Here is a 16,058-nt window from a genome sequence, read left to right on the forward strand (position 1 = left end):
CATGATCAAAGTGACTAACTTAAGTAAACATTTTGGCGATAATGTGGTATTACGCCAAATTGATTTGAATATCAAAGAAGGCGAAACAACCGTTATTATTGGTCCTTCGGGTACGGGGAAATCAACCCTGTTACGTTGCCTTAACTTTCTGGAACAACCAACTAGCGCGACCATTACCATTGATGACTTAGTTGTCGATGCCAGCACGGCAACTAAAAAGCAAATAACAGCATTACGTAAAAAAACCGCCTTCGTATTTCAAAATTATGCATTGTTTGCCAATAAAACAGCATTAGAAAATATTACCGAGGGCTTGATTATCGTCCGCGGAAAATCGGCAGAAGTAGCCAAACAAGAAGCGCTTACTATCCTTAAAAGCATTGGTTTAACAGATAAACAGGACAGTTATCCTTCGGCATTGTCGGGGGGGCAACAACAACGTATCGGCATAGCGCGAGCAATGGCAGCACAAAGCAAAGTGATCTTATTTGATGAACCAACCTCGGCGTTAGACCCCGAATGGGTGGGTGAAGTACTCACGTTAATGCGTCGATTAGCCAAACAAAAGCAAACCATGCTGATTGTGACGCACGAAATGCAATTTGCAAAAGAGATCGCAGACCGAGTGATTTTTATGGACCAAGGTCAGATTGTTGAACAAGGATCCGCGGATATGATCTTTAATAACCCGCAAGATCCTCGTACTCGTACATTTTTACAGCGAGTAAATCGATAATCCGACACTATAAAGTGGATAAATTAGCAGTGCTGACTTGTTAGTTAGTAAATAGCCTGTATAATTCCCCGCTTGATCCCTGTGATCAGATTGGAATAACAGCAATTATTAAACCAAATTATAATTTTTATCTATATGGATAGGAATTTAGCCTATTATTTCATGTATCCAATCGCATAATAATCGGCCGAGAATATCGAATTTAAGTGAGATATTGCTATTTTCACGAGGCGAGTATTGATTAATTATTGACTTGTTTTACAACAATGATTAAAATTCCGCCTCTTTTTGTGTTAGTCAAGTTGACGACCGGTCATTATTTCTTGGCTAACTCAACATAACTGTACAGTTAATTTTATAACGGATAAAGCTATGAAACGTACTTTTCAACCAAGTAACCTTAAGCGTAAACGTTCACACGGTTTCCGCGCACGTAAAGCAACTGTAGGTGGCCGTAAGGTTCTTGCACGTCGCCGTGCAAAAGGTCGTAAGACTTTAAGCGCTTAATTATCAGACGTGATAGATAAGAGCTTTCCTCGGGAGTTACGCTTGTTAACTCCCGAACACTTCAAAAACGTATTCGCAGACCCTGTGCGATCAGCCTCACCTCATATAACTATACTTGCCAAAAATAACTCCCTTGGACATCCTCGTCTTGGTTTAGCGGTACCTAAAAAAGCGATAAAACTTGCTGTCGGCCGTAACCGAGTTAAGCGTCTAATTAGAGAAAGTTTTCGGACACGCCAGCATGATTTTCCTAATGTTGATATCGTGGTTATCGCTAAATCTGGTATTGCAAACTTGGAAAATGCAGAAATCGATGCATTATTGGAGAAGTTATGGCGCAAACTTTGTCGCCGCTGCAATGGTTAGGCACCAAATTAATTCGAGGGTACCAATTATTCATTAGTCCAATGATTGGGCCTCGCTGTCGCTTCACTCCAACGTGTTCTCAATACGCGATAGAATCAATAAAACTCCACGGATTTACAAAAGGTTGTTGGCTCACAGCCAAACGTCTATTAATATGTCATCCTTTTAGTAATAAACATGGTTACGATCCTGTACCTGACCCCAAACAAAGAGATTAATTAGATTATGGAATCCCAACGTAATTTACTTGTCATCGGATTATTGTTTGTCAGCTTTTTGCTATTTACCGAATGGCAAAATAAAGACAACCCGGTTGCAGTACCAACAACGACTCAAGCGATCATTAATAGTTTAACTGGCGATGTACCCGCAGGCAGTGACTCATCCACTGATGCGCCAAATAGCACACAATCAAACAATCTGATCACCATCAGTTCAGATGTACTTGAACTGACTATCGACACCTTAGGTGGTGATATTGTTCGTGCAGACTTACTTGAGCATGCGACAGAACTTGATGCAGAAGAACGTTTCACCTTATTACAAAATGATGCAACAAATGTTTATGTTGCACAAAGTGGTCTTATTGGCGCAAATGGTCCAGATGCAAACGTAAATGGTCGTCCACAATATACGACGACAGCGCAAAACTTTACGATTTCAGGCGATACATTAAGTGTCCCTCTGTCTTATACAGATACTAACGGGGTTGAATTTACCAAAATATTTACCCTAACTCGTGGCAACTATGACGTTGACGTTAGCTACAACATTAATAACTCATCTGCTAACGCGATTTCGGTACAAATGTACGGTCAATTAAAACAAAATATTGATCTTGCCGAAGACCAGGGTAGCAGCATGATGATGAAGGCTTACCGTGGTGCCGCACTGGGTACAACTGATAAACGTTATGAAAAATACGATTTCGGTGATATTAGCGATGCCAACCTAAGCCGCACAACCGCGGCAGGTTGGGTTGGCATGTTACAACATTATTTTGTAACAGCTTGGATCCCAGGCGATAGCCAAAACCAGTTCTATAGTTTGAACATTGGCCGTACTGACTTTACCCAAGGTCAAGCGATTATCGGTTTCAAACAACCTGTTGAAGCGATTGCGGCAAACAGCGAAGCAACTATCTCAGCAAAACTTTGGATTGGTCCAAAATTACAAGATCAGATGGGTGAATTAGTTGAAGGTCTTGACCTAACAGTAGACTACAGCTGGTTATGGTTCATCGCACAACCATTATTCCAACTGTTACAGTTCTTCCACGGTTTAGTGGGTAACTGGGGTATTGCCGTCATCATGATCACGTTTACCGTGCGTGGTGCAATGTATCCGCTAACCAAAGCGCAATATACGTCAATGGCTAAAATGCGCTTACTACAGCCTAAATTAACCGCATTACGTGAAAAATGTGGTGACGACAAACAAAAAATGTCGCAATCAATGATGGCATTGTATAAAGAAGAGAAAGTAAATCCATTAGGCGGTTGTTTCCCAATGATCATCCAGATGCCTATTTTCATCTCTTTATACTGGGCATTAATGGAAAGTGTGGAATTACGTCACGCACCATTCGCATTGTGGATCAATGATTTATCAGCACAAGACCCGTACTACGTATTACCGTTATTAATGGGTGTTACTATGTTCATAATCCAGAAAATGTCGCCAACACAAGTACAGGATCCAATACAACAAAAAGTCATGCAGTTTATGCCTGTGATGTTTACTTTCTTCTTCTTGTGGTTCCCTGCTGGGCTAGTTCTATACTGGTTAATGAGTAACGTGGTTACCATTATCCAACAAACTATTATTTTCCGCTCACTGGAAAAACAAGGTTTGCATAGTAAGAAATAAGCTTGCTAATCTTATCAAGGCGGCCCTTGTGCCGCCTTTTTTCATCTAAAAAATCTACTATCTTCGGGTCATCACATGCTAACTAATGAAACTATCATTGCACAAGCCACACCGCCAGGACGAGGTGGTGTAGGTATTATTCGTATCTCTGGCGCAAAAACAGAGTTAGTCGCGCAGACAATTTTAAATAAAATTCCAACCGTGCGTAAAGCCGATTACTTATCTTTCTTGGATGAAGAACAGCAAACAATTGACCAAGGTATTGCCATCTTGTTCAAAGCACCAAATTCATTTACCGGTGAAGATGTTTTAGAGTTACAAGGTCATGGGGGCCCCGTGATCATGGATATGCTGATGCGCCGTATTCTTAAAATAGACGGCATCAGAATGGCCCGTCCGGGTGAATTTTCAGAGCGTGCATTTCTCAATGACAAAATGGATTTAATCCAAGCCGAAGCCATTGCTGATCTGATCGATGCCACCTCCGAACGCGCGGTTAAATCAGCAATGAACTCACTGCAAGGTGAATTCTCGAAAAAAATTAATACCCTGACCGAAAGTTTAATCCACTTACGTATTTACGTTGAAGCCGCGATTGATTTTCCAGAAGAAGAAGTCGATTTTCTTGCCGACGGTAAAATTTCCCAAGCACTGTATAACATCATGGACAACCTCTCAGCGGTGCAAAAAGAAGCCAAGCAAGGTGCCATAATCCGCGAAGGTATGAAGGTGGTGATTGCAGGCCGTCCTAACGCTGGTAAATCAAGTTTGCTCAATGCGCTAGCAGGTAAAGAATCCGCGATTGTAACCGACATTGCCGGCACAACGCGTGATGTTCTACGTGAACATATTCACATAGATGGTATGCCACTGCATATTATTGATACCGCTGGTTTGCGCGATAGCCCTGATCGCATTGAACAAATTGGTATCGAACGCGCTTGGCAAGAGATCAATAACGCGGATCAAGTACTCTTCATGGTTGATGCCACCACCACTGACGCCACGGATCCTGCCGAAATTTGGCCTGACTTCATTGATCGTCTGCCAAGTTCGATCGGACTGACTGTGATCAGAAATAAAGTGGATCTTACCGGGGAAACACTCACTGTGAGTGACGATCAAAGCCATCCAGTATTTAAAATCTCAGCAAAAGAAAACATTGGCTTAGATGAGCTTAAGGATCATTTAAAAAAATGTATGGGCTACCAAAGCAATACAGAAGGTGGTTTCACTGCCCGTCGTCGCCACTTAGACGCTATTGAGAAGGCCTCGGAGCACTTGCAGATAGGTAAGGAGCAGCTTGAAGTTTACATGGCGGGAGAGCTGCTTGCAGAAGAGCTACGTTTAGCCCAACAGCAACTGTCTGAAATTACCGGCGAGTTCAGCTCTGACGATCTTCTTGGCCGTATCTTTACTTCATTCTGCATCGGTAAATAATACACAAATAACAATCAGGACGATCCTAACTTGGATCGTCCGTTTATTTACCTCCCAACTTACACACTGCCACTAAAGATCATAACCGCCACATTTAAAACACTTCGGCAACGATCCAATACCATCCATGTTACAAACCCATCCACAGAGTTACCCACAAGTTACCCCAGATAAATGATAACTTTAAACACCGCTAAAATAGGTGCGGATAAATCAGTGATTAACATTCGTTTACTAGCAAATAACCGCCAATAAGCAAGTCTAATTATGGCTTTATACTCCAGCGATGCACGCTTGAATATCGAGGTGATTATCACAGCAAAATTCTGTTGCTTGCAGTTGGGAAATATAACCTTGTTCTAGCAATCAGTGTATCTCACTGTATAAATTAGCTTGTAGAAATAACTTACCAGGCCCCGTATACTGTAGAACCGCGCTACTTTCAGACTGTTCATACAAGGCTTTCACCACAGGACCTGGTAACAGCCAAGTCTGAGCGATTAACGCCGACAAGCGCAATGAGTGTTTGGTCATCATTTGACGGCATAACTTTGAACAGGGTCTAAATTGTGGGTCACTGATATTCATTTCATCGACGATTAATTTAAACAGCGCAATTTTACCCACATCGTGAATCAAACCGAAGAAATAGACTAAGTCAGGATCCTCCCCCTACTCTTGGCTAACTTTTTTGCCCACAAGGCCGTTGTAAGTGAATGCTGCCATAAATGCAGACCAAATAACTTAAAATAAATCGGCTTTATCTCGGTAATATGTTGCATCACGATCGTCTGTACAATCGATTTAATCTGTAAACCACCTAAACGAACCACGGTCGCTTACAAACTAGTGACTTCCTGAGACCCTAATTTATGACCAGCCGAGTTCACTAACTTGATCACATCAGCGGCTAATACTGGATCCTGGGTAATCAATGCCGCTAATTGTGCTGCGGTATAATCATCACGGTCAATTACCACCGGTACCTTATGCAATACTTCAGGTTGTCGCATCACCATTAACGCGAAACTTTCAGGTCGGCCAACCCCCGCTGCCACTTAAGTAAGATGCTTTTTTCTAACGGGTTTAATCCAGCACTCGCTTCTGTTACCACATGCTTATGATTAAACAGAACATCATAAAATAATGAACTGGTGTCAATTATCTCATCCGCTACAGCGACATCAGGTATACTCACTGTTGTCGTTACAAGGCTATTAATAACCGATTTAAGTGGCGTATACGGTGTCTTTTTAACCCGTAGAAACGACCAAATACAGTATGAAAACGTTGAAACAATGAAGCCATAAGTGCCTTAATATATATGAATATTATTGTAATAGACCATATTTTACAGAAAACACAGTGAAAGCATCGTTTAAATAAGAGGAAACCATGTACACATTCGAAATAATTGTAGGAACAACATTGGGATCGGCAGAATATGTCGCTGATCATTTGGCAGAAAAACTGATTGATCAAGGTTTTAAAGTCAATATTCACCTCGATCCTAATTTAGCCAGCCTACCGATCGACCATAACCACCCTTGGATCATTTGCACTGCCACGCATGGCGCAGGTGACTACCCTGATAACATCGCACCGCTTGCGCTACAACTGCAACAAACGACCCCTAATTTAAGCCGCGTAAAATATGCAGTGATCGCCCTGGGCTCAAAATCTTATGATCAATTCTGTAATGCCGGTCATATGATCGATCGTCAACTGGCTAAATTAAATGCCAACAAGGTCTCTAAAACCCTCGAAATATGCACATTAGAAACGCCGATCCCTGAAGATGCGATCGACGACTGGTACCCTGAATGGGCGAATAATTGGCTATAATATAACCATATACATGTTTTTTTATTTTTATTTTCTGTGGATAACTATAGTTATTTCTTGTGATCAACCTATAGTTATCCTTGTAGAACAAATACAGCAATCAAGGCCCTGTGTATAACTCGGCTATTTATACCCAGCTTATACGTAACAAGCCCAAGCCTTACTAACAGTAAGTGATCGACGCTAAACACATGATCTTTCTAGATCAAAGTGAGTTATCAACAGATCAAGGCGATCCTAATAATAGATCTAATAAGATCTCTTTTAAGATCTTTAAGATCAACAGTTGGATCTAAATAAATATATAATTAAGATCATTTGCATCTGTGGGATAAAACCGTAGACTGTGCCGCTCTGAATATATCCGCCAAATAAAACCGAGGTGATACATGGCATACCATGAACAATTTGAAGTTATCGTCGTAGGTGGCGGACATGCAGGCACAGAAGCGGCTGCTGCTGCTGCTCGTATGGGACGCAATACATTATTATTAACCCATAACATCGATACGCTAGGACATATGTCCTGTAACCCAGCAATCGGTGGTATCGGTAAAGGCCATCTGGTTAAAGAAATTGATGCACTTGGCGGTATCATGGGTCAAGCAACTGACCTCAGCGGAATTCAATTTAGAACATTAAATTCAAGTAAAGGCCCTGCTGTTCGTGCAACACGTGCCCAAGCGGATCGTTTATTATATAAATCAGCGGTACGTCAAAAACTTGAAAATCAACCAAACCTAACCATCTTCCAACAATCAGTAGATGATCTTATTATTGAAAATGATCGTATCGTAGGCGTGATGACTCAAGCCGGTTTATCGTTTAAAGCTAAATCAGTGGTATTAACCGTAGGAACTTTCCTTGACGGACTTATTCACATTGGCTTGCAAAACTATCCAGGTGGTCGTGCGGGTGATCCAGCCTCAGTATCATTGGCTGCACGTCTACGTGAATTACCCATTCGTACAGGTCGTTTAAAAACCGGTACTCCGCCGCGTATTGATGGTCGCACCATTGATTTTTCGGTCATGGAAGAGCAACACGGTGATAAACCAACACCGGTATTTTCTTTCATTGGTAACCGTAAAGATCATCCCCAACAGATACCTTGTTACATCACCCATACCAATAATAAAACTCATGATGTGATCCGCAGTGGTATGGATCGTAGCCCAATGTACACTGGTGTGATCGAAGGCATTGGCCCACGTTACTGTCCATCGATCGAAGATAAGATCACTCGGTTTGCAGATAAAGAATCACATCAGATTTTTATCGAGCCAGAAGGCTTAACAACGCATGAAGTTTACCCTAATGGCATATCAACGAGTTTGCCTTATGATGTGCAAGTTGATCTTGTTCGTTCGATCCGCGGTTTAGAGAATGCCCACATTACGCGTCCTGGTTATGCGATCGAGTATGATTACTTCGATCCCCGTGATCTTAAGTTAACGTTAGAAAGTAAATTTATCGAAGGCTTGTTCCTCGCGGGTCAAATTAACGGTACCACGGGTTACGAAGAAGCGGCGGCACAAGGTCTACTTGCTGGTTTAAATGCCGCACGCACAGCACGAGAAGAAGATACATGGTACCCACGCCGTGATCAGGCTTACTTGGGTGTGTTAGTCGACGATCTGGCCACATTAGGGACCAAAGAACCGTACCGTATGTTTACCAGTCGTGCGGAATATCGCTTAATACTGCGTGAAGATAACGCCGATGCGCGTTTAACAGAGCAAGGCCGTAAACTCGGTTTAGTTGATGATCATCGCTGGCAGGTGTTTAACGAGAAAATGGAAGCGATTGAACTGGAACAACAACGTTTACGTTCTACTTGGATCAATCCGAATAAAGCATTCGCGGATAAGATCAATGCAATACTGGCTAAACCACTATCACGTGAACATACCTTAGAAGATCTTCTGCGTCGTCCTGAAGTAACCTACAACGCCTTGATGACAATTGAAGAGCTGGGTCCGAAGCTAGAGCATGAATCGGCTGCAGAACAAGTTGAAATCACCATTAAGTACGAAGGTTACATCAACCGTCAGAAAGCGGAGATTGAAAAGCAACTGCGTCATGAAAATACCTTATTGCCAACGGATTTAGATTACGCCAAAATTAAAGGCCTTTCTAATGAAGTGGTTGCTAAGTTAGTCGACGTTAAACCACAAACAATTGGTATGGCATCGCGTATTTCAGGCATCACACCTGCTGCAATTTCAATTTTGTTAATCTATTTGAAAAAGCAAAACTTACTTAGCAAATAAATAATTCGTACAACAACCACCGTTAATGCATTTATCGGTGGCTATATAACCTCATTTTTGACATCATGCCCTAATTTGCAATGCTACTATTTAGTTAAGGTACCTTTACCTTAATCAATAGGCTGTCTTGTTCTTTTTTCTACGATTTAATATTAACTTAGATAATCAGGTTTTACCGGAGTAAATCACCCTATGATCAACCGTCTCGAAGCATTATTAGCCCAAACATCTTTGGTTGTGACTGATACCCAAAAGCAGCAATTAGTGGCATTAGTGACTTTGTTACATAAGTGGAATAAGGCATACAACCTGACATCGATACGTGATCCAGAAAATATGTTAATAAAACATATTATGGACAGTCTTGTCGTGAGCCCATATTTAGAAGGTGAACGTTTTATTGATGTGGGTACTGGCCCAGGTCTACCAGGTTTACCGTTAGCGATCATGAATCCAGATAAAGAATTTGTACTTCTGGATAGTTTAGGTAAACGTATTCGTTTTGTTACTCAAGCGGTGCACGAATTAAAATTAACTAACGTCACACCTGTACAATCTCGTGTTGAAAAGTATCACCCAGAAATTAAATTTGATGGGGTATTAAGTCGTGCGTTTGCTTCACTTGAAGATATGTTACATTGGTGTAAGCATCTACCAAAACCAGATGGATTGTTTTATGCGTTGAAAGGGGTGAAACCAACGGGTGAAATTAAAACATTGAATACTAAATTCAAACTGGAAGTTGCACATAAACTAACCGTGCCAGAATTAGAAGGCGAACGTCATCTAATTGTCATGTCTGAGATTAAATAATAGGGAATATTTGTGGGCAAAATCATAGCAATAACTAACCAGAAAGGTGGCGTAGGAAAAACAACGACTTGTGTCAATTTAGCAGCCTCCATGTCGGCGACTAAACGTAAGGTATTGCTGATTGATCTTGATCCACAAGGTAACGCAACCATGGGCAGTGGTGTCGACAAATATAGCGTCGAGTATTCTGCTTATGATTTATTGGTTGATGAAAAGCCTGTTAAAGAGGTTGTTGTTACTGAAACGTCGGGTAAATATCATCTCATTGCGGCGAACCAAGATGTCACTGCGGCTGAAATTAAGTTAATGGAATTCTTTGCGCGTGAGTTACGGTTAAAGAATGCGTTAGCGGCGGTAAAAGATTATTACGATTATATTTTTATTGATTGTCCGCCATCATTAAACTTATTAACCATTAATGCTATGGCTGCTGCTGACTCTATTATTGTGCCAATGCAATGTGAGTATTATGCACTCGAAGGTCTTACCGCATTAATGGATACCATCAGTAAATTAGCTGCTGCGGTTAATCCTAATTTGAAAATTGAAGGTATATTACGCACCATGTATGACCCGCGTAATCGTTTAGCTTCAGATGTGTCTGAACAATTGAAGCAACATTTTGGGGATAAAGTCTATCGTACAGTGATCCCGCGAAATGTCCGTTTAGCTGAAGCGCCGAGCTTTGGTGCGCCTGCCATGTATTATGATAAATCATCTAGCGGGGCTAAAGCGTATTTAGCGCTCGCGGGTGAAATTATTCGTCGTCAAGAATTAGCCAATGAACAGAGCGAACAGACAAAGGAACAAGCATGAACACGAAAAAACGAGGGTTAGGTAAAGGTCTGGATGCTTTGCTTGGAACCAGTGCGATGGCAAGACGTAAAGAACAAGCTGCTGATGATCTAGCGCAACCGATAGCAACGGTTGAGAATGAATTCAAAAAATTACCGATTGAATGGTTATATCCAGGCAAGTATCAACCACGTAAAGATATGGCTAGAGATGCCTTAGATGAGCTAGCTGCCTCGATTACTGCACAAGGCATTATTCAACCTATTGTTGTGCGTGAATTAAATCCCCAACAGTTTGAAATTATAGCTGGGGAACGTCGTTGGCGTGCGGCACAATTAGCGGGCTTAACAAAAGTGCCTTGTATCGTTAAAGATGTGGCTGACGAAGCTGTGATGGCGATGTCTCTGATTGAAAATATTCAACGTGAAGACTTAAATGCAATGGAAGAATCAGCTGCATTACTGCGTTTAATTGAAGAGTTTTCATTAACCCATCAGCAAGTCGCTGATGCAGTAGGTAAATCACGCGCCTCGGTATCGAATTTATTACGCTTAAATAGTCTCAATAATGACGTGAAAACGTTGCTTGAACATGGCGACATTGAGATGGGACATGCCCGTGCATTATTGGCACTTGAAGGTGAGCAGCAATCACAAACGGCAAGCAATATTGCCCAGCGAGGTTTAACCGTTCGCGATACCGAAAAATTGGTACGAAAGCTACTTGAACCGAAAGCAGAAATATGCTCAATAAAGGTCAAAGATCCCGATGTTATTAACCTTGAATATCGCTTATCGGAACGCTTAAAAACTAAAGTTATTATCAAACAAGGCGCAAATGGCGGCGGGAAGTTGACAATAGACTACACCAGCCTTGCTGAGTTGGATGATATCATTGCAACTTTTGGTTAATTTTTAACCTTGCCATGATGAAAATCAAAATAAGTTAACATTTTTAAAAGTGGTATGGTGAGTGGCTAATGCACTTACCTTGGTGATATTTGTTTTTCTTTATTATTATCTTCACTAGAAATATCAAAGGTTTATATTTAGCTTAATGTTTAAATAACTTTATTTCATAATAACGACCTTATTTAGCATTTAATATTATAACAGTGATACTCATTAGTGGGTAACGCCCGCCATCTCTCATTTTTCAGAGTATTCTACTTAGCTTTCCGGATCGGCTCTGCAATGAGTTGCATTAGCACCACTTCAACGTATAATTTAGGCTGCTTTTAGAAGCGTTTCTGTATATTTTTTTTGAATGCTTCAAAAAGATTGTTTTAGGGGTTAATTGTGTCTAATAAATTAGCAATGAATGCGTTCAATCAAGCTGTTAAATTGATTGTGTTTCAGGTGTTATTAGTAGCAATTATCGCGATGGTCTTTTTGTTTATTGATGATGGGTTTTCGGCTCGTTCTGCAGTATTAGGTGGCATGATTTATGTGCTACCCAATTATATTTTTACCCGTTTGGCTTTTCGATTTATGGGAGCCAGGCAGATTAAAGATGTGGCAGCATCATTTGCACTAGGAGAATCGCTTAAATTGGTTCTGACAGTTGTGTTTTTTATTGTTGTGCTGGGTTTTGTTGAGGTGAATTACCTTCCCCTTTACGTTACGTTTGCATTAGCGATAAGTTCACAATTATTTGCTCCTTATTTTATGAACAAAAAACTGGGATGAGAAATGTCTGTAACAGGTGAAGCACTAACGTCGACCCAATATATCCAACATCACTTAACTAATTTAGCCGTTGGTGAAGGATTTTGGACTTGGCACCTAGACACACTTTTCGTAACCCTTGCTTTAGGGATTTTATTCTTAGGGACATTCTATAGAGTTGGTCAGAAAGCGACTACGGGCGTACCGGGCAAATTTCAATGTTTTGTTGAAATGTGTATCGAGTTCGTTGACGGTATTGTGAAAGAGTCTTTTCACGGTCGAAATGCGTTAATCGCACCGTTGTCACTAACTATCTTCGTGATGGTTATTTTGATGAATACTATGGATTTAATTCCGGTAGATTTTATACCTGAAGCAGCAAAAGCAATGGGAATCGACTACATGAAAGTCGTACCAACAACGGATCTAAATACAACGTTCGCTATGTCGCTCAGTATTTTTGCTCTGATTATTGGTTTTAGCATCAAGGTTAAAGGTATTGGTGGGTTCGCTCGTGAACTGACTATGAATCCGTTTAATCATTGGGTGTTTATTCCTTTTAACTTTGCACTGGAAATGGTTACCTTAATCGCTAAGCCTATTTCATTGGCTTTACGTTTGTTTGGTAATATGTACGCGGGTGAGTTGCTCTTTATTTTGATTGCGCTTATGCCTTGGTACGCCCAGTGGGTGTTAAGTGTGCCATGGGCGATATTCCATATTTTGGTTATCGTTCTACAAGGGTTTATCTTCATGATGCTGTCTATGGTTTACCTTAGCAGTGCATGTGAAGATCATTAATTAATAAAAATAATTTTAATTTAAAAATTTTATCTTATTGGAGAATAAAATGGGTATTGAATCAGCTACTCTTTTCGCTGTTGCTATTTTACTAGGTTTTGCTGCATTTGGTACAGCAATCGGTTTCGCTATACTAGGTGGTAAATTCCTAGAGTCTTCTGCTCGCCAACCTGAAATGGCACCAGCTCTACAGACTAAAATGTTTATTGTTGCTGGTCTTCTTGATGCGATCTCTATGATTGCAGTTGGTATCGCATTGTTCCTATTATTCGCGAACCCATTCATCACCGCTTAATCAGCTTTTGATCCACTACTAACCAAGGAGGTTCGTTGTGAATATCAACGCAACTCTTTTAGGACAAGCGATTTCATTTACGTTTTTCGTACTATTTTGTATGAAATACATATGGCCGCCTTTAATGGCTGCTATCGAAGAACGTCAACAGAACATCGCCGATGGTCTTGCAAGTGCGGATAAAGCTGCGAAGAATTTGAAGCTAGCGGAAGCTAAAGCGACAGACCAACTTAAAGGTGCTAAAGCGCAAGCGGCAGACATCATTGATGCAGCAAACAAGCGTAAAACTCAAATAGTCGATGCAGCTAAGGAAGAAGCAAATGTGGAGCGAGCTAAAATTCTTGTTCAAGCAGACGCTGAAATTGAAGCTGAACGTAATCGTCTAAAAGAAGAATTACGCAAACAAGTAGCTGGTTTGGCTATTGCTGGTGCTGAAAAAATTATCGAACGTTCTATCGATGCTGCTGCTAACAGTGACATCGTAGACAAAATCGTTGCAGAACTTTAACAACTGGGGGGCTTATGTCTGATTTGACTACTATTGCTCGTCCATATGCTAAAGCTGCATTTGATTTTGCCGTTAAGGAACAGGCTATTGATAAATGGCAAGAAATGTTAGCATTTACGGCGGAAATCGCAGTAAATAAAGATATTTCTACATTATTAAATGGTGCTGTAAGTGCACAGGCTATTGCTGATATCTTTATCAAGGTAGCTGATGAGCAACTTAACGAATCAGGCCAAAACTTTATTAAAGTATTGGCCGAGAACGCTCGTTTAAGCGCATTACCAAACATTGTTACTTTATTTGCATACTACAAAGCGGAACATGAGCAATCAGTTGACGCTGAAGTTACTTCTGCGATGCCCTTAACAGCAGAGCAAGAAGCAAATATTGTCATCGCGTTGGAAAAACGTTTAGCACGCAAAGTTAAGTTAAATTGCAACGTTGATAACACGTTAATTGGTGGTTTGATTATTCAGACTGGTGATTTAGTTATTGATGGCTCTGTACGCGGTAAGTTAAATAAACTTGCGGAAGCGCTACAATCGTAATTGGGGAATAGCATGCAACTGAATTCTACAGAAATCAGTGATCTGATCAAACAACGTATTGAAAAATTCAGCGTTGTTAGTGAAGCAAGAAATGAAGGTACTATCGTTTCAGTAAGCGATGGTATTATTCGTATTCATGGCCTTGCAGACTGTATGCAAGGCGAAATGATTGAATTACCTGGCAACCGTTTTGGTATCGCGCTTAACCTAGAGCGTGACTCTGTTGGTGTGGTAGTAATGGGTTCTTACATGGGACTTGCAGAAGGCCAAAAAGTACATTCAACTGGACGTATTTTTGAAGTGCCAGTAGGTCGCAACTTTTTAGGTCGTGTTGTGAACACACTTGGTGAGCCTATCGACGGTAAAGGACCAATCGACAACGATGGTTACTCTCCTGTTGAAGTTATTGCACCGGGTGTAATGGAACGTAAATCGGTTGATCAACCTATCCAGATCGGTATCAAAGCGATTGACGCTATGATCCCAATCGGTCGTGGTCAACGTGAGCTTATTATTGGTGACCGTCAGGTTGGTAAGAGTGCTATCGCTATCGATGCAATCATTAACCAAAAAGACTCAGGCATCAAATGTATATACGTAGCAATCGGCCAGAAAGCTTCTACCGTCGCTCGCGTAGTACGTAAGCTTGAAGAACATGGCGCGATGGAAAACACTATTTTTGTTGTGGCAACGGCTTCTGAAGCTGCGGCACTACAATACCTAGCACCATACGCTGGTTGTGCCATGGGTGAATATTTCCGTGACCGTGGTGAAGATGCACTGATCGTATATGATGATCTGTCTAAGCAAGCCGTTGCTTACCGTCAGATTTCATTACTATTACGTCGTCCGCCTGGCCGTGAAGCATACCCAGGTGACGTTTTCTATCTGCATTCACGTCTATTAGAGCGTGCTGCTCGTGTAAACGTTGAATACGTAGAAGCATTCACTAAAGGTAAAGTGAAAGGTAAGACGGGTTCTTTAACGGCGCTACCTATCATTGAAACCCAAGGTGGTGACGTATCTGCGTTCGTACCAACGAATGTAATTTCTATTACCGATGGTCAGATCTTCTTGACTACAGAACTGTTTAACGCAGGCACTCGTCCTGCGGTTGATCCAGGTATCTCTGTATCGCGTGTTGGTGGTGCTGCACAAACGAAGATCATTAAGAAACTATCTGGTGGTATTCGTACCGCACTAGCACAGTATCGTGAATTAGCAGCATTTGCTCAATTCTCTTCTGACCTTGATGATGCAACGCGTAAGCAGCTTGATCATGGCGCAAAAGTTACTGAGTTAATGAAGCAAGGCCAATATGCTCCAATGACGGTTGCTGAGCAGGCTCTATCTTTATATGCAGCAGAAACTGGTGCATTAGAAGATGTCGCAGTTAACAAAATTGTTGACTTCGAAGCGTCTCTACAAGCTTATGCTAAAGCAGAACACGCTGATTTACTTGCTTCTATTAATGAAACAGGCGCGTACGACAAAGATGTTCAAGCTAAGCTATCTAGCTTACTTGAAAGCTTTAAGTCTACACAAACCTGGTAAGAGCGGTGGCAGCATGGCTGCCACAGCTAGCTTAATAGGAG

At 41.2% G+C, this 16,058-nt stretch carries 17 protein-coding genes and 2 pseudogenes; 17 read left to right on the top strand and 2 right to left on the bottom strand.

The annotated features are described in order from the left end of the window. Position 1: 1 nt before the first annotated feature. The 6 genes from MORIYA_RS14115 (at position 2) to mnmE (ending at position 4,918) form a co-directional block, all read left to right on the top strand. Positions 2-736: an amino acid ABC transporter ATP-binding protein gene (locus MORIYA_RS14115; protein WP_112716120.1), complete on the top strand. Its 735-nt coding sequence runs from the start codon at positions 2-4 to the stop codon at positions 734-736. Between the two features lie 372 nt (positions 737-1,108). Next, positions 1,109-1,243 carry a 50S ribosomal protein L34 gene (gene rpmH, locus MORIYA_RS14120; protein ID WP_006034071.1) on the top strand — a complete coding sequence of 45 codons (135 nt, stop codon included), beginning with the start codon at positions 1,109-1,111 and terminating at the stop codon, positions 1,241-1,243. Between the two features lie 42 nt (positions 1,244-1,285). Then, entirely contained in the window at positions 1,286-1,609 is a 324-nt protein-coding gene (gene rnpA, locus MORIYA_RS14125) for a ribonuclease P protein component (RefSeq protein ID WP_043994929.1), read from the top strand. Then, on the top strand, positions 1,576-1,827 hold the full coding sequence (yidD, locus tag MORIYA_RS14130; RefSeq protein WP_083849993.1) for a membrane protein insertion efficiency factor YidD: 252 nt from the start codon (positions 1,576-1,578) through the stop codon (positions 1,825-1,827). Before rnpA ends, yidD begins: the two co-directional genes overlap by 34 nt. Positions 1,828-1,834: 7 nt before the next feature. Continuing rightward, positions 1,835-3,478, top strand: a complete 1,644-nt coding sequence (yidC, locus tag MORIYA_RS14135; protein ID WP_112716122.1) for a membrane protein insertase YidC — start codon at positions 1,835-1,837, stop codon at positions 3,476-3,478. 75 nt (positions 3,479-3,553) lie between these two features. Continuing rightward, the gene (gene mnmE / locus MORIYA_RS14140; RefSeq protein ID WP_112716124.1) at positions 3,554-4,918 is read left to right on the top strand and encodes a tRNA uridine-5-carboxymethylaminomethyl(34) synthesis GTPase MnmE; all 1,365 of its coding nucleotides are present in this window, start codon (positions 3,554-3,556) and stop codon (positions 4,916-4,918) included. Between the two features lie 366 nt (positions 4,919-5,284). Here the strand turns inward: mnmE and MORIYA_RS21625 are convergent. After that, a pseudogene (locus tag MORIYA_RS21625) lies at positions 5,285-5,575 on the bottom strand (HDOD domain-containing protein); the annotation flags it as partial. After that, positions 5,572-5,937 (bottom strand): annotated as a pseudogene (locus MORIYA_RS21630) (HDOD domain-containing protein). The pseudogenes MORIYA_RS21625 and MORIYA_RS21630, both read right to left, overlap by 4 nt. Before the next feature lie 376 nt (positions 5,938-6,313). Here MORIYA_RS21630 and mioC point away from each other — a divergent pair. The 11 genes from mioC (at position 6,314) to atpA (ending at position 16,017) form a co-directional block, all read left to right on the top strand. Then, the gene (mioC, locus tag MORIYA_RS14150) at positions 6,314-6,763 is read left to right on the top strand and encodes an FMN-binding protein MioC (protein WP_112716126.1); all 450 of its coding nucleotides are present in this window, start codon (positions 6,314-6,316) and stop codon (positions 6,761-6,763) included. 389 nt (positions 6,764-7,152) lie between these two features. Then, complete coding sequence (mnmG, locus tag MORIYA_RS14155) at positions 7,153-9,036, top strand: tRNA uridine-5-carboxymethylaminomethyl(34) synthesis enzyme MnmG (protein ID WP_112716128.1); 1,884 nt, start codon at positions 7,153-7,155, stop codon at positions 9,034-9,036. A 192-nt stretch (positions 9,037-9,228) separates the two neighbouring features. Further along, on the top strand, positions 9,229-9,849 hold the full coding sequence (rsmG, locus tag MORIYA_RS14160; RefSeq protein ID WP_112716130.1) for a 16S rRNA (guanine(527)-N(7))-methyltransferase RsmG: 621 nt from the start codon (positions 9,229-9,231) through the stop codon (positions 9,847-9,849). Positions 9,850-9,861: 12 nt separating this feature from the next. Then, on the top strand, positions 9,862-10,665 hold the full coding sequence (locus tag MORIYA_RS14165; RefSeq protein WP_112716132.1) for a ParA family protein: 804 nt from the start codon (positions 9,862-9,864) through the stop codon (positions 10,663-10,665). Continuing rightward, positions 10,662-11,555 carry a ParB/RepB/Spo0J family partition protein gene (locus tag MORIYA_RS14170; RefSeq protein ID WP_112716134.1) on the top strand — a complete coding sequence of 298 codons (894 nt, stop codon included), beginning with the start codon at positions 10,662-10,664 and terminating at the stop codon, positions 11,553-11,555. Before MORIYA_RS14165 ends, MORIYA_RS14170 begins: the two co-directional genes overlap by 4 nt. Positions 11,556-11,942: 387 nt before the next feature. Beyond that, on the top strand, positions 11,943-12,332 hold the full coding sequence (locus tag MORIYA_RS14175) for an ATP synthase subunit I (RefSeq protein ID WP_112716136.1): 390 nt from the start codon (positions 11,943-11,945) through the stop codon (positions 12,330-12,332). Positions 12,333-12,335: 3 nt separating this feature from the next. Beyond that, positions 12,336-13,112, top strand: a complete 777-nt coding sequence (gene atpB, locus MORIYA_RS14180; RefSeq protein ID WP_112716138.1) for a F0F1 ATP synthase subunit A — start codon at positions 12,336-12,338, stop codon at positions 13,110-13,112. A gap of 49 nt (positions 13,113-13,161) precedes the next feature. Then, entirely contained in the window at positions 13,162-13,407 is a 246-nt protein-coding gene (atpE, locus tag MORIYA_RS14185; protein WP_112716140.1) for a F0F1 ATP synthase subunit C, read from the top strand. 37 nt (positions 13,408-13,444) lie between these two features. After that, positions 13,445-13,915: a F0F1 ATP synthase subunit B gene (gene atpF, locus MORIYA_RS14190; RefSeq protein WP_112716142.1), complete on the top strand. Its 471-nt coding sequence runs from the start codon at positions 13,445-13,447 to the stop codon at positions 13,913-13,915. Positions 13,916-13,929: 14 nt separating this feature from the next. Further along, a complete protein-coding gene (atpH, locus tag MORIYA_RS14195; protein ID WP_112716144.1) occupies positions 13,930-14,463 on the top strand; it encodes a F0F1 ATP synthase subunit delta in 534 nt (177 codons plus the stop codon). A 12-nt stretch (positions 14,464-14,475) separates the two neighbouring features. After that, on the top strand, positions 14,476-16,017 hold the full coding sequence (atpA, locus tag MORIYA_RS14200) for a F0F1 ATP synthase subunit alpha (protein ID WP_112716146.1): 1,542 nt from the start codon (positions 14,476-14,478) through the stop codon (positions 16,015-16,017). Positions 16,018-16,058: the final 41 nt, after the last annotated feature.

Source organism: Moritella yayanosii, from assembly GCF_900465055.1.
In the GTDB taxonomy this organism is placed as follows: Bacteria; Pseudomonadota; Gammaproteobacteria; order Enterobacterales; family Moritellaceae; genus Moritella; species Moritella yayanosii.

What these genes read in the sequence shown, in the direction of transcription:
- MORIYA_RS14115 (WP_112716120.1), top strand. Translation starts at nt 2, where the DNA reads ATGATCAAAGTGACTAACTTAAGTAAACATTTTGGCGATAATGTGGTA.
- rpmH (WP_006034071.1), top strand. Translation starts at nt 1,109, where the DNA reads ATGAAACGTACTTTTCAACCAAGTAACCTTAAGCGTAAACGTTCACAC.
- yidD (WP_083849993.1), top strand. Translation starts at nt 1,576, where the DNA reads ATGGCGCAAACTTTGTCGCCGCTGCAATGGTTAGGCACCAAATTAATT.
- yidC (WP_112716122.1), top strand. Translation starts at nt 1,835, where the DNA reads ATGGAATCCCAACGTAATTTACTTGTCATCGGATTATTGTTTGTCAGC.
- mnmE (WP_112716124.1), top strand. Translation starts at nt 3,554, where the DNA reads ATGCTAACTAATGAAACTATCATTGCACAAGCCACACCGCCAGGACGA.
- mioC (WP_112716126.1), top strand. Translation starts at nt 6,314, where the DNA reads ATGTACACATTCGAAATAATTGTAGGAACAACATTGGGATCGGCAGAA.
- mnmG (WP_112716128.1), top strand. Translation starts at nt 7,153, where the DNA reads ATGGCATACCATGAACAATTTGAAGTTATCGTCGTAGGTGGCGGACAT.
- rsmG (WP_112716130.1), top strand. Translation starts at nt 9,229, where the DNA reads ATGATCAACCGTCTCGAAGCATTATTAGCCCAAACATCTTTGGTTGTG.
- MORIYA_RS14170 (WP_112716134.1), top strand. Translation starts at nt 10,662, where the DNA reads ATGAACACGAAAAAACGAGGGTTAGGTAAAGGTCTGGATGCTTTGCTT.
- atpB (WP_112716138.1), top strand. Translation starts at nt 12,336, where the DNA reads ATGTCTGTAACAGGTGAAGCACTAACGTCGACCCAATATATCCAACAT.
- atpE (WP_112716140.1), top strand. Translation starts at nt 13,162, where the DNA reads ATGGGTATTGAATCAGCTACTCTTTTCGCTGTTGCTATTTTACTAGGT.
- atpH (WP_112716144.1), top strand. Translation starts at nt 13,930, where the DNA reads ATGTCTGATTTGACTACTATTGCTCGTCCATATGCTAAAGCTGCATTT.
- atpA (WP_112716146.1), top strand. Translation starts at nt 14,476, where the DNA reads ATGCAACTGAATTCTACAGAAATCAGTGATCTGATCAAACAACGTATT.